We start from the raw sequence: 25,549 nt of genomic DNA on the forward strand, positions 1-25,549 counted from the left end.
CCTGGTGGGACGCGGTGAGGTGTTGAAGGAACGGCTGCGCGCCCCCGAGGCCGGCCGCGGCCTCGACCTGCACCCGGGCGGATGGTGGCTGTGGGCGCTCGGCATGGCGACCGCCGCGTCCCGCACCACGAATCCGCTGCTGCTGATGCTGCTGTGCGCCGTGGCCGGCTATGTCGTCTCCGCACGCCGGACCAACGCCCCCTGGGCGCGCTCGTACAGCGTGTTCCTGAAGCTGGGACTCGCGGTGCTCGTCATCCGTCTCTTCTTCGCCTTCTTCCTCGGCTCCCCCATCCCCGGCAGCCACGTCCTGGTGACGCTGCCCGAAGTGCCCCTGCCGGACTGGGCGAGGGGCGTGCGCCTGGGCGGCCGGGTCACCGCGGAGGGGCTGGTGTTCGCGCTGTACGACGGGCTGAAGCTGGCGACCCTGCTGGTCTGCGTGGGCGCCGCCAACGCCCTCGCGAACCCGGCCCGTCTGCTCAAGTCCCTTCCTGGGGCGCTCTACGAGGCGGGCGTCGCCGTCGTCGTCGCGATGACATTCGCGCCCAACCTGGTCGCGGACGTGCGGCGGCTGCGTGCCGCACGCCGTCTGCGGGGACGCGCCGACAAGGGCGTCCGCTCGGTGCTCCAGGTCGGACTGCCGGTGCTGGAGGGCGCGTTGGAGCGGTCGGTGGCCCTCGCCGCGGCGATGGACGCACGCGGTTACGGGCGCAGCGCCGAAGTCCCGCCCGCCGTACGCCGGACGACCACCCTGCTCACGCTCGGCGGTCTGCTCGGCGTGTGTGCCGGTACGTACGCGCTGCTGTCGGCACAGGGCGCGGTGTACGGCCTGCCGGTGCTGCTCGCCGGTGTGCTGCTGGCGCTGGCCGGCCTGCGGATGGGCGGGCGGCGCAGCATCCGCACCCGCTACCGGCCCGAACTGTGGGGCGTCCGGGCCTGGTTGACTGCCGCCTCGGGTGCGGCGGCCGGAGCCGTGATGGTGGCGGCGGGCGGCGCGTTCCCGGAGGCACTGCATCCGCCGGCGGTGCCGCTGACGGCACCGCAGTTCCCGCTGTGGCCCGCGGCCGGGTTGCTGGTCGGCCTGCTGCCGGCGTTCGTCGCGCCCTCCCCGGCCCCGGAACCGGCCCCGGAACCGGGCCCGGCCCGGGAACCGGCCCCGGAGCCGTCCGCAGTCGCGTCGTCGCCCGTACACGAGGAGCCCGCCCGGTGATCCGCTTCGAGCAAGTGTCCGTCCGCTACGACACCGGGACTGCCTCCGCGCGGCCCGGCGAGGTGCCGCGGCCCGCCCTGCGAGAGGTCGATCTGGAGATCCCGGAGGGCGAACTGTGCCTGCTGGTCGGCCCGTCCGGCGCCGGCAAGTCCACGCTGCTGGGCACCGTCTCCGGACTCGTGCCCCACTTCACCGGCGGCACCCTGCACGGCCGCGTCACGGTCGCCGGACGGGACACCCGTACGCACAAGCCCCGCGAACTGGCCGACGTCGTCGGCACCGTCGGCCAGGACCCGCTCGCGCATTTCGTCACCGACACCGTCGAGGACGAACTCGCTTACGGCATGGAGTCGTTGGGCCTGCCCGCGGCCACGATGAGGCGCCGCGTCGAGGAGACCCTCGACCTCCTCGGCCTCAACGAGCTGCGCGAGCGTCCCATCACCACCCTCTCCGGGGGGCAGCAGCAGCGCGTGGCGATCGGCTCCGTGCTCACCCCGCATCCGCGCGTGCTGGTGCTGGACGAGCCGACGTCGGCGCTCGACCCGGCGGCTGCCGAAGAGGTGCTCGCGGTGCTGCAACGCCTCGTCCACGACCTCGGCACGACGGTGCTGATGGCCGAGCACCGGCTTGAGCGCGTCGTCCACTACGCCGACCAGGTACTGCTGCTGCCGGAGCCCGGCGCCCCGGCCCGACTCGGCGATCCCGCAGCGCAGATGGGCGTCTCGCCGGTCCGGCCGCCCGTCGTCGAACTGGGGCGGCTCGCCGGATGGTCACCGCTGCCGCTGTCGGTGCGGGACGCCCGCCGCAGAGCCGGGCCGCTGCGCGCAATGCTCGCCGAGCACCGCGCGGAGCAGGACCACCCGGACCGCGCCTCCGGCGTCCCCGGCGCCGGAGACGTCCCCTCCCCACGCCGGGCCGTCACCCGAAGCGACGGCGAACTCTCCGTCCCTTCGGGCCCGTTGGTCCGCCTCCGGGCGGCCATGAGGCCCCGGGCACAACGCGACGGAAGCCAGGCGGCGGACACGGGCCCCGACGCGGCTCCGGTGGCGGAGATCGCGAGGCTCACCCTCCGCCGCGGCAGCGTCACCGCGCTGCGCGGCGTGGACCTGACCCTCCGTCCGGGGCAGACCGTCGCGCTCATGGGACGCAACGGAGCGGGCAAGTCCACCCTGCTGGGCACGCTCATGGGAGTGCACCCGCCGACCGGCGGCGCGGTGACCGTCGGCGGACCCGAGCGCCTCGCTCCGGCCGCCACACACCCCCGGCGCCTCCTGCGGCACGCGGGCCTCGTACCTCAGGAGCCGCGTGACCTGCTCTACGCGGACACCGTCGAGGCCGAGTGCGCGGCAGCGGACGAGGACGCCGCGGCCGAGGCGGGCACCTGCCGGGGCCTGGTCGCCGCGCTGCTGCCGGACGTGGCCGGCCAGACACACCCGCGCGACCTGTCCGAGGGCCAGCGGCTCGCGCTCGCCCTCGCCGTGATCCTCACCGCGCGCCCGCAGTTGGTCCTGCTGGACGAGCCCACTCGCGGCCTCGACTACGCGGCCAAGTCCCGCCTCGTCGGCATTCTGCGCACACTGGCCGGGGAGGGCCACGCGATCGTACTGGCCACACACGACGTCGAGTTGGCGGCGGAAGTCGCGCACCGCGTCGTCATACTCGCGCAGGGCGAGATCGTCGCGGACGGCCCCACTGCCGAAGTGGTCACCTCCTCACCGGCGTTCGCACCACAGGTCGCCAAGGTCCTCGCACCGGAGCGGTGGCTCACCGTCCCCCAGGTCCGTGCGGCGCTCGGCTCCCCCGAGGAGGCCGCGGAGTGAACTCGCCCGCCGCATATGGCAGTTCGCCGTCATTCCCCCGCCGCGCCCCGCGCGCCCTCCGCCTCGGCCCCCGTTCGGTCGCGGCGCTCGCGCTGACCAGCGCCACCGGCATCGTCGCGTTCGGCTGGCCGCTGCTCGCCGACTCCGCGTCCGGTCTCGCGCATTCGCGGGACGCGCCCTGGCTGTTCGCGGCGCTGCTGCCGCTGCTGCTGGCGGTCGTCGTCGCGACGATCGCCGACACCGGCATGGACGCCAAGGCGGTCGCGATGCTCGGCGTGCTCGCGGCGGCCGGCGCCGCGCTGCGCCCCCTGGGAGCGGGAACGGCGGGCCTGGAGCCGATGTTCTTCCTGATCGTCCTCTCCGGACGGGTCCTCGGGCCCGGCTTCGGCTTCGTACTGGGCGCACTGTCGATGTTCGCCGGTGCCCTGCTCACGGGCGGCGCCGGGCCGTGGATGCCGTTCCAGATGCTCACGATGGGCTGGGTCGCCATGGGCGCGGGACTGCTGCCCGGCGCCGAACGGCTGCGCGGCAGACCCGAGTTGCTGATGCTCGCGCTCTACGGCGCGGTCGCGGCCCTGCTGTACGGGCTGGTGATGAACCTCCAGGGCTGGCCCTACATCGCTGGTCTCGGCTCCGGCATCTCCTTCGTCCCGGGCGACCCGGTGCCGGAGAACCTGGCACGGTTCGTCACCTACGTGCTGGCCACTTCCCTCGGCTGGGACCTCCCCCGCGCCACGCTGACGGTGGTCCTCGTCCTCACCCTCGGCGGCACGGTCCTGCGGGCCCTGCGCCGCGCCACCCGCCGCGCGGCCTTCGACGCCCCGGCCGGCTTCGTGCCGCAGACAGCCGCGGCAGCCGGCGACCAGTGCCCGGAGGCGGTGCGGCAGGACGGGCGGCATGAGCGTCGTGAAGGACGATGAGCGTGCGGAGCCGGTGGACGGAAAAAGCGTCGACAGCGCTCCTCGGCACCCGGCAAAGTGGCCCTCCGTGACGAGCAGTGAACTGTGGACCCGCGCGAGTGCCGACCGCTACGACACAGAAGAGACAGAGATGTCCTCGGCCGCCGTTCTCGGACCGACTCTCACCTTCCTCGCCGAGCTCGCCGGAGACGGCCGGGCACTGGAGTTCGCCATCGGAACCGGACGAGTGGGCGTCCCGCTCCGGGAGCGCGGCGTGCCGGTGGCGGGCATCGAACTGTCCGAGCACATGGCAGCGGTCCTGCGGCGCAAGACCGACGAGGACACGCTCCCGGTGGCCATCGGGGACATGGCCACCACCGTCGTCCCCGGCGAGTTCACCCTCGTCTATCTCGTCTACAACACCATCTCGAACCTGCTCACGCAGGACGAGCAGGTCGAGTGCTTCCGCAACGCCGCACGCCATCTGGCGCCCGGCGGCCGGTTCGTCATCGAGCTGGGCGTGCCGCCCCTGCGGTTCCTGCCGCCCGGCCAGGTCGCGGTGCCGTTCGACGTCTCCGAGCGGCACCTCGGCTTCGACACCTTCGACCTGGTCGAGCAGATTCTCGTCTCCCACCACTTCACCCGCGACGGCTGGGGGTCCCCCCGGACGGAGTCTGGGGGAGACGGCCGCTACCGCCGCGACAACTCCCGGCACCGGTACGCCTGGCCGGCGGAGCTCGACCTGATGGCACGGATCGCCGGGCTCGAACTGGAACGTCGCGTCGCGGACTGGGACGGAGCGCCGTTCGGCCCGGACTCCCCGAAACACGTCTCCGTGTGGCGCAAGCCGTCCTGAGGCCGGCCATCGGGTCCGGCCACCGGTTCGTCGACGCGGGCAGTGGAGCGGAAGACGGGCACGCGGTCCGGCACGCGGTCCGGCACACCGTCCAGCACGTGGCCCGGCACCCCGGGCGCCGGGGCGCACGGACGCGGTGCGGCAGGATGGAGGCATGAGCGTCGTGAAGATCAACGTGCTGCAGGTTCCTGCTGAGCAGCGGGAGACCCTCGAGAAGCGATTCGCGTCCCGCGCGGGTGCCGTGGAGGGCTCGGACGGCTTCGAGTGGTTCGAACTCCTCCGTCCCGTCGAGGGCACCGACAACTACCTCGTCTACACGCGGTGGCGCGACGAGGAGTCCTTCCAGGCGTGGATGGAAGGCCCGATGAAGTCGGCCCACCAGGGCGGGGGCGACCGCCCCAAGCCCGCGGCTGCGGGTTCCACCCTCTGGTCCTTCGACGTCGTCCAGCAGGCGCAGCCGAAGAACGGCTGAACCGCGCGGAACCGAGCCCCGGGCCCGGGCCCGGGGCCGGACCGTGGGAGCCTCCGTACCGGCCCACCGGCCCCGGCCCGGGCAGGCCGCCGCCGCGGCCCGGCCGCCACCCGAATGACGCCAACTGGCCACGTCCGTGGGATGCCTGACGCGCACCCGCTCCCACAGGGGCGAACATCCACGCATGTCGGACATGAATCGCGATGTGAAGGTGGCCAGGGAGTGCTCGGTATGCGCCGCGTTGATGGGCCTGGTGGAGAAGGCAGCCCGGGAGTACGACCGGAGCGCGGAGACCGACGCGCGGGTGCGGCTGCGCCGGCACGCGAGGGCGGAACACGGACAGGAACTTCCGCTGCCGTGGTGAGCCCGGCGCCATGCCCGTTCCCGTGCGAGGTGTGCCGGCGCAAGGGGCGGCAGTGAGCGCGTGAAGCGTTCCCTCCCTGCAACTTCCGCCTGTTCCCGTCCGCTTCCGGCCGGTTCCGCCGGAACCCGGTCTCCCGCCTGCCGGCAGATCTACGATCATCCGGGGACCGCAAAGGGGGCAGCGGCGATGGACCGTGACATGCGCAGCGTGGAGGACGTACTCAGGCTTCTGGACGGCCTGTTCGAGCCCGAGGCGGACCGCTGGACGGACGGCGCGTCCTCCTGGTGGGACACCTTCTACACGGACCGTGCACGACCGGTGCCGTTCTTCGTGGCCAAGCCGGACGAGAATCTGGTCTCGTACGCCGAGCGGGGCCTCCTCACCCCGCCGGGCCGGGCGCCGGGGCGCGCCCTCGACCTGGGCTGCGGTCCCGGCCGCAATGCGATCCGTCTCGCCGCGCTCGGCTTCGAGGTCGACGCCGTCGACCTCTCACCGGAAGCCATCGCCTGGGCGAAGGACCGCGCACGTGACGCGGACGCGGAGGTGCGCTTCCACTGCGGTGACGCCTTCGCCCTCACCGGTGGGCCGGACGGCAGCCCCGGGGTTGAACTCGCCCCACTCGGCGGCCCGTACGACCTGATCTACGACTCCGGCTGCTTCCACCACCTTCCGCCGCACCGCCGCATCAGCTATCTCGCGCTGCTCGACCGTGTCCTCGCCCCCGGCGGGCACCTGGGCCTGAGCTGCTTCGCGGCCGGGGAGATGGGGTGCGAGATCGGGGACGCGGAGCTCTACCGCCGCGCCAGCCTGGAAGGGGGCCTGGCCTACACCCCTGGTTCGCTGCGCCGGATCTTCTCGGATCTCACGGAGGTCGAACTGCGCCGCATGCACGACGAGCCGCCGGAGTCGCCGCACTTCGGCGAACCCTTCCTGTGGACGGCCCTGTTCCGCCGCGACCGCTGAACAGCACCACCCCGACCGCGCGGAGAAACTGGATCAGTCCAGGAACACGAGGCGGACGGCCCCGCCCGCGAGAATCCCGGCCGTGACGCGGGTCAGGTCCGCGACGTGGGCGGTGGGCGCGTGTTCGGCGGCGCGCGCCCCGACACCCACGACCCGCATTCCGGCCGCTCGTGCCGCCGCGATGCCGGCGCCGGAGTCCTCGAACGCCACGCACTCCTCCGGGGGGATGCCGAGTTCCGCCGCCCCCTTGAGGAAGCCCTCGGGGTCCGGCTTGCTCGCGCTGACGTGCTCGGCCGTGATGCACACGTCCGGAACGCGCACCTCGGCCGCGCGCATACGGGCCGTCGCGAGACCCCGGTCGGCGGACGTGACGAGGGCGTGGGGCACGGTCGCGACGGCGGCCATGAAGGCGAGGGCTCCCGCGACGGGGACGATGCCGTCCAACTCGCGCGTCTCGCGGGCCAGGAGCACCTCGTTCTCCGCGTGGTTGACCTCCGCGGGGCGGTCGGGAAAGACGTCGGCCATCGTCGCGTGCCCCTGACGACCGTGCGAGATGCTGAGCACCGCGGCGGGGTCGACTCCCTTGGAGACGGCCCAGTCGCTCCAGACGCGTTCGACGACGGCGTCGGAGTTGACGAGCGTGCCGTCCATGTCGAGCAGCAGTCCGCGGGCGGTGAGGGGCGGTTGCGGTGTGGTCATTCGGGGCGGGCTCCCTCACGTACGGAGACAGAACCAAGGTGGCCCCGCCCGCCGGTCAGGGGAACCCGCGGGCCAGGCAGCCTGGCGCAGGGGGAACGGGCGGGACCACTTTGTTTCATCACGATACAAAGCGAGGGGCTCCGAGCGCCACCCCGTACCGCCGGACGGCCGGTCCGCATGCGGGGAGTCCGCCGGGAGGCATGGCCACAGAGCCGGGAGGCACGGTGACACAACCGGGCAGAGGGGAAACCGGTCGGACGGAAAACGGGCTGCGGAGAATGGGCTGCGGCGAACGTGCCGGACCGGACCGGCCCCTCCCGGGACGGCGCGTGGGCCTGCCCACGGCAGCCCAGGGCAGCCCGGCCGGCCCGGGCGGTCCGAAGCGGGGCAAGTCAGCCCGAGGTCTGGGACTCCAGAGCGCGTTGCGTGTTGGGCCCGTACTCGCCGAAGTCGTCCCCGCGCACGTTGTTGCGCGCCTGGAACTCGGCGACCGCCCGCTGGACCTGCTGCGAGTAGACGCCGTCCTCCGGCGCGTCGTCGTCGAGCGTTCCGGCCTGCTTGAGACGCCGCTGCAGCTCGGCGACCTCCGGGCCGCTGTCACCCGGCCGCAGCGTCTCGCCGCCCGGCTGCGTCGACTCCTGCGGGGGACGCGGCCGGTCACGGTCTTGGTCGCCGCCCCGGCCCCGGCCGTTGCCGGGCTCCTCCGAGTCACCGGGAGCGCCGGGCGCCGTGGAGGACGTACCGGACGGGACGGGATCGCGGTCCGTGCGGCCGTCGCTGTCCCGGTCGGCACGCCGATCACCGGAACCGCTGCGCGAAGTCGGCTTCGTGGACGGCTTCTTGCTGCTCTTGCGCTTGTCGCTGCGCGACGGGTCCTTCGTCGGGCCGCCGTCGGGCATCTCCGGGTGGGCGGTGTCGTCGGTGCTCAGGCTGCGGTCGTCGCCGCCGTCATCCGTGAGTGCCTGCGTCGTCAGCAGGCCCGCACCGAGCGCGGCGACGACGCCCGCCGCGGCGAGCGCGGCTTTTGCGGGTCCGCGACGCTTGCCGGGGCCCTGGTCCTGGCCGTAGGCGTAGGCGCCACGTCCCTTCGGGCGACGGTGGCTGCCGCGCCGCGCGCCGGACGCGCCGCCCGGGCGGCCCCCGCCGGCCTGGACCGGCAGGGCACCCGCCTCGCCGGGCAGGGCGGAAGCCGCGGACTCCCCCGGTTCCGTCCCGTCGTACGGGAGCACCACGGGGAGCTCCGCCGTCTCGTCCCGGCCGCAGCGGGCGAAGGGTTCGAGGTCCGGTGAGCGCGAACCCTCGTCCTCGGGTTCAGGCAGGTCGACGTAAGGACGCAGGTGCATCGGGTCGACATGCTCGGCCGTGAACGGGCCCGCGCAGCCACAGAACTTGCCGCCGCCGGCGTTCAACTCCGCGCCGCATTCCGGGCAGCATCTATGCGCCGTCATCCCGGCCCCTCCCCTCGGGCACGGCCGCCGCGCCCCTTACGCGCCGACGCCACCCGAATCGCCAGTGACTGTCCAGCCGTGCACCTTACGCGGTCCGTGGACCGTTGGGGCAAGCACGTCCGAAATGACGTGCGAAGGTGACGAGGATCATGCGAACTCGCCCCTGGGAGCCGCGTCTGCGGCCGGGCTGACCTGCGGGGAACGGGCTCACCTGCGGGGACGGCACTGCACGAGCGGACACCGCGGCGGGCCCCGTCGGGGCCCGCAGTCGAACGCCTGCTCAACGGAGGCCGGCCGGCTTCCCGCTGGGCTCCTGCCGCCTTCTCGCGGCGCTCCTGCCGGACGGAGGCGAGGGGCCCCTGCCGGACAACAGGCGGGCCCACGGAGGCGGCAGGGCCGAGGCTTCGGTAACCCTGCGCGCGGACGGGCTACTTGCCGCGCTCCGGGGCCTGCCAGGTGACGGTCTTCGCGGAGTCGCCTTCACCGGTGAAGACGAGCGCGGCAGGCGAGTCGGTCTTCGGAAGCATGAACACGGAGCACTCCGTCACCGAGGACTTCGGCTTCACGAGCCCGTCGGGTTCGGCCTCCGGGCACTGGGAGACGCCGTCACCCCCGAAGTCGATCAGAGTCAGCCTGCGTGCCGGCTGCCCGCTCACGGCACGCAGTTCGGTCTTCTGGTTCATCTGCGGCAGCAGCTTGCGGGAGCCGTCGTTGCGGTATTCGACGGTGACGTAGTACGGGACCTTCTTCTGGTCCCCCGCGTCCAGTTCGAACCGGCCGAGGTCCGCGATCCTCCCCTTCCGGATGCTCTTGGGAGTCGCCCGCACCTTGACCGTGCGGCCCTCGGAGTCCTCCACGGCCGACTCCGCCGGCTTCCTCAACGGCAGTACACCGCTGGGGAGTCCGGTCTTCCCCCCGCCGCCCGCCTTCCAGATCACCGGGTCGGTCCCGTTGCCGCGCGCGTCCCTGCCGGTGTAGGAGACCGCGGCCGGCGGCCGGTTCTCAGGCATCATGACGATCCGGCACACGGTCGCCCTGCCACCCGGTTCCAGCGACTCGGGTGCGCTCCTTGAACACGCCTTCGGCAGACCCGAGTTCTTCGAGAGCGCGGAGGCGAAGACCGAAACCACCTCGCCCGCCTGCCCGTCGGCGGCGGCGACCGCGAAGTCCCGTTCGGGGGAGGGCCTCTCCAGCCGCTTCTCGCTCTCGTTCGTGTACGAGACCGTGAGGTAGTACGGCACCTTCCCCTTCAGACCGTCGTCCAGCCGGACATTCCTGAAGTCGGCCGCGGAACCGCGCGCCAGTCCGCTGGGAGCCGCCCGCAGCGCGTGTGACTGGTCCTCGCGATCCGACCAGGTGATCTCGCGCTGCTTCTTCTCCACGGGAACGGGACGCGCGGGGGCGGCCTGCTCCGGCGACTGAGCCGAAGCCCCGCCCTGCTGGTCCGAGCCCTTCCGGTCCGAACCGGAGCCGCCGCAGGCCGCCACGGTCAGCGCCAGCACGACGACGCCCGCCGCTCTGCCCAGACCCCCGTCAACACGCCCGTTCACACGCACAAGTTCCCCCGTCTTCGACTGTGGTTCCGGACCGCACCGCACCGGACCGGACCGGTCCGGCCCGGGTCGGGTCGGGTCGGGCTCGACTCCGCCCGGCGCGCGCCGCACCGCTCAACTGCCGCTCCGCACCGCCCCGTCGGACGGCGGAGCCGGATCACCGGCGAGCAGAGCGGGAACCGCGCGATGGCGCGAGGAGCATCAGAGTAGGGCACGACTCGTCGCGGCATCACCGGACGGTCATGCAGTCGCGTACGGCACACCACGCCCGCGTACGGCACACCACGCCGAGCGTCCGCACGGCGGGCCGGGCCGTGCGGACGCTCCGGAACCGGCACTCCGGCACTCCGGCTCACCGGCGCTCAGATCACGGCGCAACGGCCTCGTACAGGCTGAAGGCACCCAGAGCGGCCATGAGCAGCGCGGCGACCCTGGTGATCAGCCGCAGCGGCACGAAACGCATGAGCGTACGGCCGCCGAGGATGCCGATGGCCGCCACCGACCACAGCGCGAGCACGGCACCCAGGCCGACGGAGAGGGGATCGTCGTAGCGGGCCGCGAGGTTGGCGGTCATGATCTGGGTCAGATCCCCGAACTCCGCGACCAGGATGAGCATGAAGCCGCTGGAGGCCACCTTCCAGAAGGACTGGCCGGACGGGGTCCTGGCCTGCTCCTCGCCCTCCCCCTCGTCCCTCTTCAGCAGCAGCACCGCGGCTCCGGCGAGGAAGAGCACACCGACCACGGCCTGGACGATGCGGTGCGGAAGCAGCGTCAGCACGCTTCCGGCGGCCACGGCGAGGACGACGTGCAGGACGAAGGCGGCGGCGACGCCCGCGAAGACGTACGAGGCGCGGTAGCGGGCCCCCAGCATCACCCCCGCGAGGGCTGTCTTGTCGGGCAGTTCGGCGAGGAAGACGACGCCGAAGACGACGGCTGCGACGGAAAGGCTGATCACTGAACGGTCCTTGAGGAGACGGGCCGCCGTACCGGCGCGGAGCACGCTTCGGCACGGCAGCGTCGTACATGACTGACACTGCTCGGCCGAAGGTCTCGCTGGCGCCGCAGACCGGAGGCGGCCACGAGCCGCCAGTCCGGGATGCCGCGCTCCGGGCGCCGGGGCGGGACGCACGGCCTGGCTGCACCGACCACGGAGGCGGTGGACGCAGGCCGGGGTCCGCCCAGTATGTCGACGGTCCGGCGAAGAGCTACTCCCCTTCTGCAGTCAGCAAGGCTAGACGATCCGTGCGCCCGGCGGCCATCGGCCCCTCCCCGGCCGCCCCCACGACCTGCACCGGTGGTGGCCCGGCGGGGAGCGGCAAGTGAAGTGCGACGCACGGATCCGCCGCGGGCGGCCAGCTGCGGATTGTGAGCAAGGTCTTGATGTGACGTGAACACGTCGTCACGCTGTTACCCGATGCCTGCCTTCCGGCAACGTGTCACCCGCACCATCGGCCCGAGACGGGCTGCCCGCCTGGCAATTTCCCCCCACACCGAGGGAGTTCGTATGCAGAAGCGCATACGCACCGAGCTCTACGCGCGTCGCCGCAAATCGGTCGTCATCACGGCGATCGCCGCGCCCTGCGCCGCCTTGCTGCTGTTCACCACCGGGATCTCACCGGCCCAGGCCGAACCGCCCGCCCCGCCGAGCGCCTCCGAGGCGAAGACCATGCTGGACGGCCTGAACGAGCAGGCAGAAGGCTCCATGGACGGCTACGACCGCGAGAAGTTCCCGCACTGGAGCGACCAGGGCGACGGATGCGACACCCGCGAAGCCGTCCTCAAGCGTGACGGCGAGGGCGTCGAGACGGGCAGCGACTGCTACCCGAGCAGTGGCTCCTGGACCAGCCCGTACGACGGCGAGAAGTGGACCGACCCCTCGGACGTCGACATCGACCACATGGTGCCCCTCGCCGAAGCCTGGACCTCGGGCGCCAGCGACTGGACGCAGGACGAGCGTGAAAAGCTCGCCAACGACATGGAGATCGCGCAGCTCCTCGCGGTCACGGACAACGTGAACCAGTCGAAGAGCGACCGGGACCCGGCCGAGTGGATGCCGCCGAAGGACGACTTCCACTGCACCTACGCCCGGATGTGGATCTGGGTGAAGGACACCTACGACATGACCGCGGACTCGGCCGAGAAGAGCGCCCTGACCGAGGCGCTGGGCACCTGCTGACCGCTGCCCGGCACCGCTGAGTTCTCCGCCGCCCTGCTGAGTTCTCCGCCTCTGCCGAGTTCTCCGCCTCTGCCGAGTTCTCCGCCTCTGCCGAGTTCTCCGCCACCGCTGAGTTCTCCGCCGCCGCTGAGTTCCGACGAGTTCCGGCTCCGGCCGCGCTCCGCGTTCTGCGTCGTCCCGCGGGGCGCGGCTGCCGAGCGGTGCTGCCGGTTCGGGGACGCCCCAGGCTGACCGGCGAGCGCAGCCCCGGCCGGCCGCGGCACGGCCGCAGCACTGCTGCAGCACCGGTGCCTCGGCCGGCCGGGACGCCCAGCCCGCGTCCCGGCCGGCCCGCGCCGCCCTCCGGCCTCCCCGCGCCCGCGCGCACCCCGCCCCTCTCCCCTTCCGGAAAAGCGAAGCGCGGTGTCTCATTGCGGGAAACTCGCCGGTTGCCCTGGGCGTTCCGTACCGTGCGGGACGACGGAGGGAGAACTCCATGGGCAGGCTGCGTCTGGGACCGCTGCTGCGCTACGTCGACGAGGACACGGCGACGATCTGGATCGAGACCGACGGGCCCTGCGAGGCCGAGGTCCGCTGCACCCCCGGCAGCGCCGGCGGCAGCGCCCGCACCTGGCAGATCTCGGGCCACCACTATGCGCTGATCACGGTCGTCGGTCTCGAACCGGGCACCGAGACCACCTACCGGCTTCTTCTCGACGGCACCGAGGTGTGGCCCCTGCCCGGCTCCCCTCTGCCTCCGAGCACGATCCGCACCCCCGCCCCCGGCACGGGCACGGTGAACGTGGCCTTCGGCTCGTGCCGCTGGGCCGCCCGGCCCTCCGCCAGTTCCCACGACCCCGTCGGCCCCGACGCCCTCGACGCGCTCGCCCAGCGGGCCATCGCCGGCGGCGAGCGCCCGGACGTCCTGCTGCTCCTCGGCGACCAGGTCTACGCGGACGAGACCTCCGACGTCGTCAAGGAGGAGCTCGCCGCCAGACGGGATCTCTCCGAGCCGCCGTGGAGCCAGGTCGCGGACTTCGGCGAGTACACGCTCCTCTACGACGAGTCCTGGACCGACCCGGAGGTGCGCTGGCTGCTGTCGACGGTGCCCAGCTGCATGATCTTCGACGACCACGACGTGATAGACGACTGGAACACCAGCGACGCGTGGCGCAGCGAGATGCGCGCGACCGGATGGTGGCGCGAGCGGATCCTCGGCGGACTGGCCTCGTACTGGGTCTACCAGCATCTGGGCAACCTCTCCCCGGGGGAGCTGGCCGAGGACCCCGTCTTCGCCGCCGTACGCGCCGAGGCGGACGGGACGGCGGCGCTGCGCGAGTTCGTGGAGCGCGCGGACATGAATCCGGACGCCGCCCGGTGGAGCTTCCGCCGTGACTTCGGCAGGGTGCGCATGCTGATCGTCGACACCCGGGCGGCGAGGGTGCTGGAAGAGCAGCAGCGAGCCATGCTCGGCAAGCAGGAGATGATGTGGCTGCGCGAGCAGATGCTGACGGGAACGGGACCGGACGGCGGCCCTGACGGCGCCCCGGCCGGCGTCGCGACCCCGGTAGGCCCCGGCGCCACCGCCGCTGCCGGAGCACCCGCCTCCGCCACGGCAACGCCCGCCGCCTCGGGGCACGGGAACGACAGCGGCTACGACCATCTCCTCCTGTGCACCTCGCTCCCGTGGCTGCTCCCTCCCGCCATCCACGACACGGAGGCATGGAACGCCGCCCTGTGCCGCGGCGTACGGGGTGAACGCTGGGCGCGCATCGGCGAAGTGCTGCGGCGTGCCGGCGACCTGGAGCACTGGGCCGCCTACCCCGGCTCCTTCGAGGCGCTGAGCGAACTCGTGGAGGAGGTCGCCGGCGCGCACAGGGCACCCTCGACGGTCTGCGTCCTGTCCGGGGACGTGCACCACGCCTACGTCAGCGAACCCCGGTTCAGCGGCCCCGTGAACTCCCGGGTGCTGCAACTGACCTGCTCGCCCATGCACAACAGCATCCCGGCGGTGATGCGCGCCGGGTTCCGCTTCGGCTGGAGCCGCGCCGGGCGCGGCCTGGGCCGAGTCCTGGCACGCCACGGGCGTACGGGGCGCCCCGTCATCAGCTGGAAGCGGTCCGGGGGCCCGTGGTTCGGCAATCAGCTCATGACGCTCCGGCTGCGCGGACGGGCGGCGGAACTGTGGCTGGAGCAGGCGCGGGCCGTCCCCGAGGGCGCGGACAGTCCGGGCGGTGTTCCCGGTGCGGGGCGCGGCAGCAGGTCGCGACTTGAACGGATCGTCGAGCGGACGCTCGTCCCGTCCCGGACTTCTCCCCCACTCTCCGACGAGCCCGGCAAGAACGGAAGTTGACCTTCCGCCGAGCTCGTCCCCCGGCCTCCCCGGACCGCCGGAGACCCGTTACCGCGCCGAGACAGGACCGAGATCGATCCCGCACGTCCCAGCCGTCCCCTGCGTCACCGGCGGGCGTACGCTGGAGCGGCCTTGAAGGACTTGACCTTCACTCCTGACGGGGAACACACGGGACGGCACAGCGACCGGGAGAGGTACGGGGACGAACGGTGCTGGAGATCCTGGGGTCTGTGACCGGATCCCCATGGCTGTACGGGGTGATCGCGGCCTCCGTGCTGCTGGACGTCTTCGTGCCCCTGCTGCCGAGCGGTGTCCTCGTCGTCGCCGCCGGGACCGCTGTCGCCGGTACGGCCGCCGATGCCGCGCAACTGCCAAGCCACGCCCGCCATGCCGCCGAGGCGGCGCACCTGCCGGAGATCGTCGCCCTGGTGCTGTGCGCGGCCACCGCCTCGGTGCTCGGCGACCTCGTCGCGTACCGCATGGCCCGGCGCGGCGGTGACCGTTTCGACCGCGCCCTGTCCCGTTCGCGCCGCCTGAAGGCGGCTCAGGAGAAGCTCGGCCAGGCCCTCGCCGGCGGCGGAGGCGCGCTGGTGGTGCTGGCCCGGTTCGCGCCGGCGGGGCGTTCCCTCGTCAGCCTCACGGCGGGTGCCGCGCACCGGCGCGCGAAGGAGTTCGTGCCGTGGTCGGCACTGGCGGGGCTCACGTGGGCCGCGTACAGCGTGAGCCTCGGCTACTTCGGGGGCCGCTGGCTGGGAGCGACCTGGCTGGGCACGGCGGTCTCGGTGCTGGCGCTGTTCACGTTCGGCACGCTCGCGGCATACGCGCTGCGCCGGACGGCCCACGACCCGGCACGCCGGAAGCGCACGCGCTCCGCCTAGGCACCGGGCCCCCGCGGCCCCATGCCGGAACCGTTCCGCCGCGCGCCCAGAACCCCTGTCCCGCAAGGGAGTTCGGCTTCCGGTTCAGCGCCCGTACTGGACCAGTGTCTTCGTGTACTGCCAGGGCTTCTGCTCCACACCCGAACACCGGTCCTCCGCCGGGTAGGGCCGGGCACCGCACGGCCGGTCCCGGTTGAGCGACCAGAACGTGAGCCTGCCCAGCTTGTGATCGCGGGCGTGGGCGGCGATGGTGCGGAAGTCCGCGACGCGGATCTTCTCGCCCTCGCCCGTGATCCCGTTCATGGAGGAGACGCCGCTGCGCTTGTACGCCTCGGTCTCCGTGTAGCCGTAGGCGTTCACCAGCCGGTCCTTGAGCCCGTCCACGGCGCGTGTGCTGATGAGGCCCATGTCCTCGCCCTTCGCGGACGGTACGAAGGAGAACGGCATGACGCTCCACGCGTCGGGCTCCACCCCCTCCTCCGCCGCCCGGTCGATGAGCGAACTGTCCGGCCCCGAGCGGTAGCTGGGCAGCGTGATGTACGTGACGAGCCCGGGGTTCGCCCGCTGCACGGCGCCGAGCGCACCGAGCATCTTCCGCTGCGCCTGTGCGCTGCGGTACGCGCTCATCTCGATGTCGATGTCGATCGCTTTGAGGCTGTAGGCGTCGATCACCTTCTGGTACGCGGCGGCGAGCGACGCCGCGTCGGGGCAGCTCTGCTCCAGCTTGTGTCCCAGGCCGCCCCCGAAGGACGGGATGACGTCCCCGCCGGCCTTCCGCACGGCCTTGACGGTGCGTTCGTCGACGCCGCCGGTCAGCGGCCGGTAGCCGTCCCAGCGCGGCTCGCACGAGCCGCTGCTGAGGACGAAGGCGAGCGAGAACCAGCGCACGCCGGTCTCCTTCATCACCTTCGCCGGCTCCGGCGGGTCTCCCCAGCCGAGCGAGAGGTACGGCGCGACCGCCATCGGGGCGGGCGACGGCGGCGGGGCGGCAGCGCGCGGGGAAGCAGCTCCCGGGGCGTCGGTTCGCGGGGCAGCAGCTCCCGGCGCATCGGCGGGAGCAGCCGCGGACGCTGTACCGGCCAGGGCCATGACGAGCGCGGCGACGACGCCGGCCCGGGCGAGGACGTCGCCGGCCGTCACGGGGCGGCCGGCGCGGCCACCGGTGCGGCCACCGGTGCGGCCACCGTCGGAGCAGGTGGCGGGGAAGGCGCTGCGGGTGCCGCGAAGGCGGGTCAGTGCTCTCATCCGATCCTCATCTCTCGGCCGGTCTCGCTCCCATGCCGAGATGCTGAACACGCCGGGCTCCGGGACGCAGCATCCCGGCCCCGGCGTGTCCTGCGCCCGTACGGACGCCCGCTCCGCACCGTCGCGCCTTCAACTTCAGGCACATACAGGGACGTTGAGGACCGGCGCGTCACCCTTGGGAGCGGTCGATCTCCGAGAAGCCCTCACTCCGCTCCCAGCGGAGCGGACGCGGTCGGCCCGCTCAGGTTCCCGGCGAGGGCCGGGAACCTGAGCGGCCCGAGGGCACACCGCACGCCAGATGGCCGCGGCGGGCCCTTCGCCGTACAGGGTCCGGCGGCACAGGTCTCACGCGCGGAACCGCACGGCGCGACGAGTCCCCGGCCGGCTCACAGCCCGGGGATTCGGGGCTTCACCGGCGGCTGGTCGCCGGCGCAACCGTCTCTCGCATGACGCGTGCGGAACGGACCGGGCCACGGCCCGTTTCCGATGCGTGAATGTTCGCGGGTCTCCGTGGGCGGCACCTGAAACCGGTCGCGTTCCGTTCACCGCCGCGCCGTGAAGAACATCCCCGCGCGTCTGACAAACCCTCATTTGCCTTTGCTCTCTTCCGAGACGAATTGCCCGATTTATTCCGTTGGGTTTCGCCGGCGCATGAAAGGCAAGTCGGACGGCGGCCTCACAGTGCGTCACATGCGTCAGTCCCGGCGTCCCCGACGTCCCCGGCGTCCCCCGCGGAGTGCCGGTGCCACACCGGTGATGCACGGAGGCAGCACACAGAGGCCGGCCGCGAGGCCGCTCGACACCTCAGAACCGAAGGAGCAAGCAGTGGAACTCAGTCCGCTCAAGTCGCTTTACGCGGAAGGAGAAGCCTTCGCCACCGTCTACATGGAGGGCCGCTCTCCCGGAGAGGACGCCGCGGACCAGATCCGGCTGCGCTGGAAGTCCCTGCGCGAGAGGCTCGCCGCCGACGGCGCCGACAAGGCCGCGCTCACGGTTCTCGACGATGCGCTCGCGCGGGACAAGGCGGGCGAGGAACAGGCCAACGGCCGGGTCCTCGTGGCGTCCGACCATGGCCGGCTCGGCCTCGACGCACCGTGGGACGCCTCCCTGGGCGCGGGCGACGACGCCAGTTGGGGCGTCCTGCCCCAACTGGGCGCCTACGCACGGGAGGCCACCCATGCGGCCCGGGTGCTGCTGATCGTCGCCGGGCACGAGGAGACAGAGTTGCGCAGGCTCGTCGTGGCCCGGGACCTGACGGAGTCACCGAAGGGACCCGATGACGATGCGGCGGAAGGCTCGGACAACACGCACGCCGGGGAGCAGGCCCACCGGCGCATCCGGCGCCGCGCGGAGGACACCACGGTTCAGGACGGCGACGCTCTGGCCTCGGCCGTCTCCTCCGCGCTCTCCCGGTTCACTCCGGACGTGGTGATCCTCGCCGGTGAGGTCCAGAAACGCACCTCGTCGCGCGAGCAGCTGCCGGGCCACCTGCACGACAAGGTCGTTGAGACCTCACGGGGCGGCGCACCCGACGCCGGAGCCCGGGACGCCCTGAACGAAGAGGTGCTGCGCATCGCCACCGAGCACATCGAACAGCGGCTGCGGGACAACGCGTCCCGGCTGCGGGAAGCGCTCGGACACCGGGACGCCGTCCAGGGGGATGCGCAGGCCCTCAAGGCAGCCGAGACCGGCGCCCTGGAAACCCTGTTCCTGGAGGAGGAGACAACCGCGAAGCGGGAATCCCTGCTCCTCAAGGAGGCCTCGCGGACCGGCGCCGTCCTCGCTCTGGTGCCCCACGGCACCGGCCTCGAGGACGGCAGCGCCGGCATCCTCCGCTTCCACCCGGAGGGCTGACCGGGTGCCCGCCTGCGCCGGCACGTCCGTCGGCGCAGGCATCCCAGGGGCACGGGGTGACGGCGGCCCGGCCCGGCCTGATCGGACGTGAACGGCGCCCGGTTCGCCGCGCCGGGCCCCCTGACCCGCACCGGCCCGCCTGACCGGGCCTGGTCAGGCCTGACCGGGCACCTGTCGTTCCGGCACAGCACAGCACGAAGGCCCGCCGCGATCGCGGCGGGCCTTCGACGTTCGGCGCCCCACGGGAGCCGGGCAGCAAGTCGGGCACTCCTGCCGCGCCGCCGCCCCGCATTCGAGCCCTTGCGCAGCCGGGTATCACACATCAAAAAAGCCCTGGACGAATTGGCGTCCGGGGCTTGATCTCGCGTATATTCGATTCTCCGTGCCTTTACTTGAAAAGGCAGAAAAAGACTCAACTGCCGAAACCATATCGCGTCAGGAGCGGAATTGTCAACCGACGAAATGCGGCAGGAGCAGCAATTCATCACCGGTCTCTACGCGCGGCTCGACCAACTCAGGGAGCAGGCCGAGGAGTCGGTGCGTGACGCGCTCGTGCCGGTCGGGAACGGCTATCAGGCCAGGCTCGAGCGGGATGTGCTCGTGGCGGAACAGTCCGGGCTGCTCAGCGCGATCCACGCGGGAGAGAACGGGCTCTGTTTCGGCCGCCTCGACTTCCGGGACGGCACTGCCCACCACATCGGGCGCATCGGAATCCGGCAGGACGACCCGTCCCGTACACCGCTGGTGATCGACTGGCGGGCGGACGTGGCGCGCCCCTTCTATCTGGCGACCGGTCATTCCCCGATGGGCCTGCGGCGCCGGCGGCACATCACCACCGAGGGGCGCACCGTCACCGCGCTGCACGACGAGTTGATGGACCTCAGCGACCCGACCCGCACCGGCCACGAGGGCGCGGACGCCGACGAGGTCCTGCTCGCCGCGCTGGATGCCGCCCGCACGGGCCGGATGCACGACATCGTCCGGACCATCCAGGCCGAGCAGGACGGCATCATCCGCGCTCCGCACCAGGGCGTCATGGTCGTCGAGGGAGGCCCGGGCACGGGGAAGACCGTCGTCGCGCTGCACCGGGCGGCGTACCTGCTGTACGAGCACCGGGAACTGCTGGCCCGCCGGGCCGTGCTGATCGTCGGCCCGAACCCGGCCTTCCTCAGCTACATCGGCGACGTGCTGCCCTCCCTGGGCGAGACCGGGGTGCTGCTGGCCACCCTCGGCGAGCTCTTCCCGGGCGTGCGCGCCACCGGCACCGACAGTCCCGCGGCCGCCGAGGTCAAGGGACGCGCCGCGATGGCCGAGGTGCTGGCGAAGGCGCTGCGCGACCGTCAGACCGTGCCCGAGTGGGCGACGGAGATCGGCCACGACGACTACGGGACGTTTTCCCTGGAGCGGGCCATGGCCGAGGACGCGCGCTGGCGGGCACGTGAGAGCGGGCTCCCCCACAACCTCGCCAGGCCGCACTTCGCGTTCCACATCATCGACGCGCTCACCGAGCAGCTGGCCGAGCGCATCGGCGCCGACCCGTTCGGCGGGCCCAATCTGCTGGGGCCCGACGACATCGCGCAGATGGGCAAGGAGATCGCGACGAGCCCGGAGGTCCACGCGGCCATCGACGAGCTGTGGCCGCAGCTGACCCCGCAGGAGTTCGTCGCGGACTTCCTCGCGGAACCGGTCCACCTCGACGAGGAGTCGGCCGGACTGATCCGGCGTCAGGGCGGTCCATGGACCCAGGCCGACGTACCGCTCCTCGACGAGGCCGCCGAACTGCTGGGCGAGGACGACAGCGCGGCCCGGGCCGCGGCCGAGGCCGAGCGCCAGGAGCGGATCGCCTACGCGCAGGGCGTGCTGGAGCTGTCCGCCGGCTCGGAGACGTACGAGTTCGAGGACGAGGAGTCGGAGGTCCTCGCGGCGCACGACGTCATCGACGCCGAGCGGATGGCCGAGCGGCACGAGGAGGCCGACCACCAGAGCGCCGCGGAGCGGGCGGCGGCCGACCGGACCTGGGCGTTCGGTCACATCGTCGTCGACGAGGCGCAGGAGCTCTCGGCGATGGCCTGGCGGCTGCTGATGCGCCGCATCCCGACGCGTTCGATGACGCTCGTCGGCGATCCGGCGCAGACCGCGGACATCGCCGGGCTCGGCTCGTGGGAACGCGTCCTGGACCCGTACGTGGGCGACCGCTGGGAGCACGTGCGGCTGGGGGTCAACTACCGCACGCCCGCCGAGATCATGGAGGTCGCGGCCGGGTTCCTGCGGGTGCACGACCCGTCGTACGAGCCGCCCAGCTCGGTGCGCTCGACGGGGGTGCGGCCCTGGGCGCGGCGGGTCACCGCGGACGGTCTCGCCTCCGCCGCGGCGCGGGAGGCCGCAGCGGCACGGACCGGTGGACGTGTCGCCGTCGTCGCCCCGGCGGTCCTGCACGCGTCGCTGCTCGCCGAGCTGCCGGACGCGGGCCACGGGGCCGAGCCCGACCTCACCCGGGACGTGGTGCTGCTCGACGCACGGCAGGCGAAGGGGCTGGAGTTCGACACCGTTCTGGTCGTGGAACCTGCCGAGTTCGGGGTGAGCGACCTGTACGTGGCGCTGACGCGCGCCACCCAGCGTCTCGGCGTGCTCCACACCGGCGATCTGCCCGCGGGACTCGGGGAGTTGGCGGCAGCGGACGCGGCCGACGGCTGCGGACGGCCGCCGAGGTGAGGGTCAGCCGGTGAAGGGCTCCGGGCCGAGGCGGCCCCAGGCGAGGAACGCCGCGAGCGCGAGGTAGACCAGGTTCAGCGCCACGAACCTGGTCTCACCGCGTCGGCCATGTGTGACCGCCGCGCCGACCATGAGCAGGACCCAGCAGGCGGCGGTCACCGGCACCAGAACGGGTGCGATACCGAGAGCGGCGGGCAGGATCAGGCCCGCCGCGGCCAGGAGTTCGAGGACACCGAGGGTCTTGACGAGGCCGTCACCGGCGTCCTCGGTCCAGCCTCCGCCCTCGACCGCAGCGAGCTTCTCCCTGGGCACGAATGTCTTGCTGATCCCGCCGGTCAGGGCAACTACGGCCAGCAGTCCGGCAGCGATCCACAGCGCGAGGTCCATCGTCGACTCCTTGACCGGGAAATGCCTCTACACCCCACAGGACGGCCGTCGGCCCCCATCTGTGACATCACCGGGACGCCTCGGCCCGGAGGGGGGATGCGCGTTCGGGCTCCCGGGGCCGGGTTCCCTCACCGGAAGTTGACTCGTGAGCGAGGGTTTCTTCGCGCGACGACGGGCCACGGCAGAACCGAGCCGTGCCGGACGAACCGGAGACGACGGGCCCGCCCGGCCGGGTGGGCGGGCCCGTACAACTGGCATGTCGTCCCGGCCGTTCGGCGCTTGGCAGTCGGCGGACCGGCACTCTCGCCGGCTCCCCTCAGGGGGGCGAAACGCCCTATGGCGACGAACAAGCCCTCACGTGGTTCACGCTTTCCTTTCGAGGGCTTGCAGCGTCCCCGCGGGTAGCCGGTCGTTGCCCCAGCTGCGCTCGATGTAGCCGATGATCCGCGCGATGTCTTCGGCGGGCACCCGCTCCGGTTCGCCGCGCTCGAGCGGGTCGGCGTGGAAGATGTAGAGCCGCGAGGCGAACTGGTCGAACGGCAGTGAGGCCTCGCCGAACCGCTCGCCGTTGCCCGCGGTGGAGACGACGACGCCGTCGCCCCAGTCCTGGCCGCTGTCGTTGTTCGGGTTGAAGAAATACACCCGCATGACGTCCTGTGGGTCCGGCGCGACCCGCAGGATCGTGATCGCGTGCCAGCCGACGTAGCGGGCCGCGCTGTCGGTGACGGCGACGCCGGCCGGCTGCGGATGGATCAGCGGCTGCTCGCCGTTGTAGGACGGGTGGTAGCCGGCGTGGAACTGCCGCAGGAACCCGTCGAGGTCGACCAGGTTTCCGGTCGCGACGTCGACGTTGATGTGGAACCCACGGGCCGCCCACCAGCCGTGGAACTCGGGGTTGACCCACCGGTGCGGGTCCCCCGGCCGCGTGGCGCAGCGCCGCCCCATCTCGGCGTAGATCCGGTCCAAGTGGGGCACCAACAGCAGCGACACGGGGTCCAGGTCCATCGGCAGCGTGCTCGCCACTCCGGTCGCGCTGTCCTTCGACGAGATCGGCTGACCCTCGAAGTGCATGATGATCTCGTCGTCGCGAGCCGCCCAGACGACCATCTGCAGCAGATAGTCCGGGTCGTTGTAGGACCACATCGACAGCGCGCGGGCCGACTGGCAGGTGGGGTTGTCTCCCTGGCCGACGCCGAGCGGCTGGCCCAGCATCGAGAGCACCCCCGCGACCAGCCGCGCCTGCGGCCCCGGCACCTCGCCGAAAACCGCCGTCAACCGCTCCCGCGCGACCGGTGAGAGCTCAAGCGCCAGCTGGCGCCACAGCGCGGGCACCACCGGCGGCTCGTAGAGGATGCCGCGGTCGAGCAGCAGCGCCAGCCCGTAGATGCTCTGCGCGGTCTGCGGATGTACGGCCACCTCGATCAGGCGGTGCACCAGCTGGCTGTAGCGCAGCAGGCAGTTCCGGCCGGTGTCGGACAGCCCGAGCGCCTCACCGACGAGGTAGTCGCTCTCGCGCAGGAGGAACCGGAGCAGTTCCGCGTGGTACGGCGACACCAGGCCGGTGTCGTGCATCGCCCGCGCGAACCCCGTCGCCTCGTAGTGCAGGCCGCCGGCGTCCATCGCCTCGAGCCTGGAGCGGAAGACGTCGATGCCCGGGTCCTCCCGGCACGCCTCTGTGGTCCCGAACAGGCTCGTGATGAGCCGGTCGATGCCCTGCCCCGACGACACACCAAGAGCGACCTCCGGGTCGTCGCGGTAGGCCGCGATCCGGGTGATCAGGGACTGCACCGCCTCGACCTGGATCGGACGCTGGCGCAGGATCCGCCAGATCTCGTCGACCAGGTGGTCCATCACGCTGTCGTAGCCGATTTCGTCGGCGAGGTGGCGGAACAGGTCCCGGATGAGCTGTGCGGTTCGGCCCTGCTGGGTTCGCTCCGCCTCGCTGGGCGGGGTGAACAGCAGCTCCAGGTTCGTTGCCAGTACCTGGGACAGGAACTGGCGGGCGTCCTCGGCGGGCAACGTCGGGTGTGCGAAGTCGCCGCGGGCGACGGCGAGTATCCGCAGCTCGCTGGTCGCCTCCATGACGACGGTGTCCGCCTCTCCGCTGTGCAGGCCCGGGCCGACCAGCGACGGGATAAGGATCTCCGGTGACGCCCAGTCCGTCTCCTGGAAGAGTCCGGCTTCCTCAAGGGCCTGCGCCCTGGCCTGGACCGCCGCGGCGCCGCCCGGCTGCATGAGCACCCGCCGCAATGCTTCCAGGACCCGCCGCAGCTTCGTGTGCTTGCCGAAGTCGCGGGTTTCGGCCATGGCCTGGATGGCGTCGTCGAGTGAGGTCACGCGCTTGTCCAGCGTCGTGGCCTCACCGTTGACGTCGACGGTCGGTTTCAAAGGGTTTCCCTCGGGTTGGTCTCCTGCGTCCACGGGGTCGTCAGACGTAGAAGTCGAGCTCTTCCTGCCTCTTCAGCAGGTCGCGCATCCGGTAGGGGTCATCACCGAAGAAGTACACCAGGCCCCAGTGGGTGCCGAACGCGGTCCTCTTGGTGACAGTCTCCTCGAGCGGCGTCGAGAGGTCGTGCGACTCGTAGTAGTCGTCGTCCTCGGTCTCCTCCGGGATCTCCAGGCCGCTGACGACGCGGCGGCGCGGGTAGACACCGAAGCAGCCGGCGACCCCGGACGCGTCGACGACCTCGCGCGGGAAGAAGGCGTCGATCTCCTCCTCGGTGGTCTTCGGGTCGAAGGCCAGCACCAGCCCATGGTAGGCGTTGAACCCGTATGCCCGCTCCAGCAGTTCGAACACCTTGAAGCCCGGCGGCCGGTAGGCGACCTCGCCGAAGTACATCTCGCCGTCACTGGTGACGAAATACTCCGGGTGCACGAAGCCGAACTCGATGTCGAACGTCTTGATGAGCTTCTCGATCTGCGCCGTGATCTGCGGGCGGTACCGCTCCAGTTCCGGGGTTGCCGGCGCGAACACCGAATATCCGAGCGTGACGTACTCGGAGATGTTGAGGAACTTGATCTTCCCGTTGTGCACCCACGCCTCGACCGCGAACTCCCAGCCGTCGAGGTGGGATTCCATGAGAACCGGGAACTCCTCGTCCGGAATCGTGTCGACCTCGTCCGGGGTGCGGATGACGCGGTGCCCGAGGCATCCGGCCTTGTCGAACGCCTTGAGGTGGATCGGGTCGTTCGGGTCGCCGTCCAGCTTGAGCAGGGTCTGGTTGACGCGCTTGAGGAAGCGGATCACGTCGTCCCGGTCGTGGGCCTCCTCGAATATTCCGACCCGGATGCCGCCCAGTTGCGCGCGGCGCTTCATCAGCGCCTTGTCCCGGAGCAGCAGGGACTGACCGTACAGACGCGGGTTGTCCAGCAGAACGGAGTTGATCGCCCCCGCCCATTCGACCGTTTCCTCGAACAGCGGGATCGCGACGTCGACACCCTTGTTCTGGAGGGTCTCGGCGATCTCCATGGAGCGGTCGTTGAGCCGTTCGAAATTCCACGGCACGTAGGGGATGTCGTGCTCGACGCAGTACTCCTCGGCCCACTCCGGCGCCACAACGACGTACCGCCGGTCGAACCGGTCGAGGGCTTCCACCGCGTTGAGACTCCAGCCGAGCAGCGCTACATAGCCTTTGTCCGGGTTCCTGGTGGCCGGTTCGCCCTGTGGCATGGACCGTTTCTCCT

General features: G+C 72.0%; 20 protein-coding genes. 12 read left to right on the forward strand and 8 right to left on the reverse strand.

Annotated features, from left to right (window positions below; all coding sequences use genetic code 11):
* Window position 1 precedes the first annotated feature (1 nt).
* The 7 genes from EV375_RS06920 to EV375_RS06950 all read left to right on the forward strand — a co-directional run bounded on the left by EV375_RS06920 (window position 2) and on the right by EV375_RS06950 (window position 6,581).
* A complete protein-coding gene (locus EV375_RS06920) occupies window positions 2-1,207 on the forward strand; it encodes an energy-coupling factor transporter transmembrane component T (protein WP_486588705.1) in 1,206 nt (401 codons plus the stop codon).
* Window positions 1,204-3,027 (forward strand): ABC transporter ATP-binding protein, encoded by a 1,824-nt coding sequence (locus EV375_RS06925; RefSeq protein ID WP_130298669.1) that lies wholly within the window; start codon window positions 1,204-1,206, stop codon window positions 3,025-3,027. Before EV375_RS06920 ends, EV375_RS06925 begins: the two co-directional genes overlap by 4 nt.
* Window positions 3,024-3,947 carry an ECF transporter S component family protein gene (locus EV375_RS06930; protein WP_130298670.1) on the forward strand — a complete coding sequence of 308 codons (924 nt, stop codon included), beginning with the start codon at window positions 3,024-3,026 and terminating at the stop codon, window positions 3,945-3,947. The genes EV375_RS06925 and EV375_RS06930 overlap by 4 nt, the downstream gene beginning before the upstream one ends.
* A gap of 67 nt (window positions 3,948-4,014) precedes the next feature.
* Window positions 4,015-4,782 (forward strand): class I SAM-dependent methyltransferase, encoded by a 768-nt coding sequence (locus tag EV375_RS06935; protein ID WP_130301668.1) that lies wholly within the window; start codon window positions 4,015-4,017, stop codon window positions 4,780-4,782.
* Window positions 4,783-4,936: 154 nt separating this feature from the next.
* Window positions 4,937-5,254 (forward strand): antibiotic biosynthesis monooxygenase family protein, encoded by a 318-nt coding sequence (locus EV375_RS06940; protein ID WP_130298671.1) that lies wholly within the window; start codon window positions 4,937-4,939, stop codon window positions 5,252-5,254.
* 184 nt (window positions 5,255-5,438) lie between these two features.
* The gene (locus EV375_RS06945; protein ID WP_130298672.1) at window positions 5,439-5,618 is read left to right on the forward strand and encodes a hypothetical protein; all 180 of its coding nucleotides are present in this window, start codon (window positions 5,439-5,441) and stop codon (window positions 5,616-5,618) included.
* Window positions 5,619-5,804: 186 nt separating this feature from the next.
* Window positions 5,805-6,581 carry a class I SAM-dependent methyltransferase gene (locus EV375_RS06950; protein WP_130298673.1) on the forward strand — a complete coding sequence of 259 codons (777 nt, stop codon included), beginning with the start codon at window positions 5,805-5,807 and terminating at the stop codon, window positions 6,579-6,581.
* 33 nt (window positions 6,582-6,614) lie between these two features.
* On the opposite strand, the gene EV375_RS06955 is transcribed toward EV375_RS06950, so the two are convergent.
* From EV375_RS06955 to EV375_RS06970, 4 genes are all read right to left on the reverse strand, one after another.
* A complete protein-coding gene (locus EV375_RS06955; protein WP_130298674.1) occupies window positions 6,615-7,280 on the reverse strand; it encodes an HAD-IA family hydrolase in 666 nt (221 codons plus the stop codon).
* A gap of 392 nt (window positions 7,281-7,672) precedes the next feature.
* Window positions 7,673-8,728 carry a peptidoglycan-binding protein gene (locus EV375_RS06960; RefSeq protein ID WP_130298675.1) on the reverse strand — a complete coding sequence of 352 codons (1,056 nt, stop codon included), beginning with the start codon at window positions 8,726-8,728 and terminating at the stop codon, window positions 7,673-7,675.
* Window positions 8,729-9,156: 428 nt separating this feature from the next.
* Window positions 9,157-10,278 carry a hypothetical protein gene (locus tag EV375_RS06965; protein ID WP_130298676.1) on the reverse strand — a complete coding sequence of 374 codons (1,122 nt, stop codon included), beginning with the start codon at window positions 10,276-10,278 and terminating at the stop codon, window positions 9,157-9,159.
* Window positions 10,279-10,648: 370 nt separating this feature from the next.
* Window positions 10,649-11,236 carry a TMEM165/GDT1 family protein gene (locus EV375_RS06970; RefSeq protein WP_130298677.1) on the reverse strand — a complete coding sequence of 196 codons (588 nt, stop codon included), beginning with the start codon at window positions 11,234-11,236 and terminating at the stop codon, window positions 10,649-10,651.
* A gap of 549 nt (window positions 11,237-11,785) precedes the next feature.
* Between EV375_RS06970 and EV375_RS06975 the strand changes: the two genes are divergently transcribed.
* From EV375_RS06975 to EV375_RS06985, 3 genes are all read left to right on the forward strand, one after another.
* Window positions 11,786-12,457 carry an HNH endonuclease family protein gene (locus EV375_RS06975; protein ID WP_130298678.1) on the forward strand — a complete coding sequence of 224 codons (672 nt, stop codon included), beginning with the start codon at window positions 11,786-11,788 and terminating at the stop codon, window positions 12,455-12,457.
* A 475-nt stretch (window positions 12,458-12,932) separates the two neighbouring features.
* The gene (locus tag EV375_RS06980; protein WP_130298679.1) at window positions 12,933-14,789 is read left to right on the forward strand and encodes an alkaline phosphatase D family protein; all 1,857 of its coding nucleotides are present in this window, start codon (window positions 12,933-12,935) and stop codon (window positions 14,787-14,789) included.
* A 209-nt stretch (window positions 14,790-14,998) separates the two neighbouring features.
* Window positions 14,999-15,667, forward strand: a complete 669-nt coding sequence (locus EV375_RS06985; RefSeq protein ID WP_130298680.1) for a VTT domain-containing protein — start codon at window positions 14,999-15,001, stop codon at window positions 15,665-15,667.
* Between the two features lie 84 nt (window positions 15,668-15,751).
* Here EV375_RS06985 and EV375_RS06990 read toward each other — a convergent pair whose 3' ends face one another.
* Window positions 15,752-16,912, reverse strand: a complete 1,161-nt coding sequence (locus tag EV375_RS06990; RefSeq protein ID WP_130298681.1) for a chitinase — start codon at window positions 16,910-16,912, stop codon at window positions 15,752-15,754.
* An 825-nt stretch (window positions 16,913-17,737) separates the two neighbouring features.
* Between EV375_RS06990 and EV375_RS06995 the strand changes: the two genes are divergently transcribed.
* Together EV375_RS06995 and EV375_RS07000 are read left to right on the forward strand one after the other, a co-directional pair.
* Entirely contained in the window at window positions 17,738-18,766 is a 1,029-nt protein-coding gene (locus EV375_RS06995; protein WP_130298682.1) for a baeRF2 domain-containing protein, read from the forward strand.
* A gap of 462 nt (window positions 18,767-19,228) precedes the next feature.
* Window positions 19,229-21,478 carry a helicase domain-containing protein gene (locus EV375_RS07000; protein WP_130301669.1) on the forward strand — a complete coding sequence of 750 codons (2,250 nt, stop codon included), beginning with the start codon at window positions 19,229-19,231 and terminating at the stop codon, window positions 21,476-21,478.
* A 3-nt stretch (window positions 21,479-21,481) separates the two neighbouring features.
* Here EV375_RS07000 and EV375_RS07005 read toward each other — a convergent pair whose 3' ends face one another.
* From EV375_RS07005 to EV375_RS07015, 3 genes are all read right to left on the reverse strand, one after another.
* The gene (locus tag EV375_RS07005) at window positions 21,482-21,865 is read right to left on the reverse strand and encodes a DoxX family protein (RefSeq protein WP_130298683.1); all 384 of its coding nucleotides are present in this window, start codon (window positions 21,863-21,865) and stop codon (window positions 21,482-21,484) included.
* A 363-nt stretch (window positions 21,866-22,228) separates the two neighbouring features.
* Window positions 22,229-24,253 carry a hypothetical protein gene (locus tag EV375_RS07010; protein ID WP_130298684.1) on the reverse strand — a complete coding sequence of 675 codons (2,025 nt, stop codon included), beginning with the start codon at window positions 24,251-24,253 and terminating at the stop codon, window positions 22,229-22,231.
* A gap of 40 nt (window positions 24,254-24,293) precedes the next feature.
* On the reverse strand, window positions 24,294-25,535 hold the full coding sequence (locus EV375_RS07015) for a carboxylate--amine ligase (protein ID WP_130298685.1): 1,242 nt from the start codon (window positions 25,533-25,535) through the stop codon (window positions 24,294-24,296).
* Window positions 25,536-25,549 lie beyond the last annotated feature (14 nt).

It is taken from the genome of Streptomyces sp. CNZ301 (assembly GCF_004217425.1).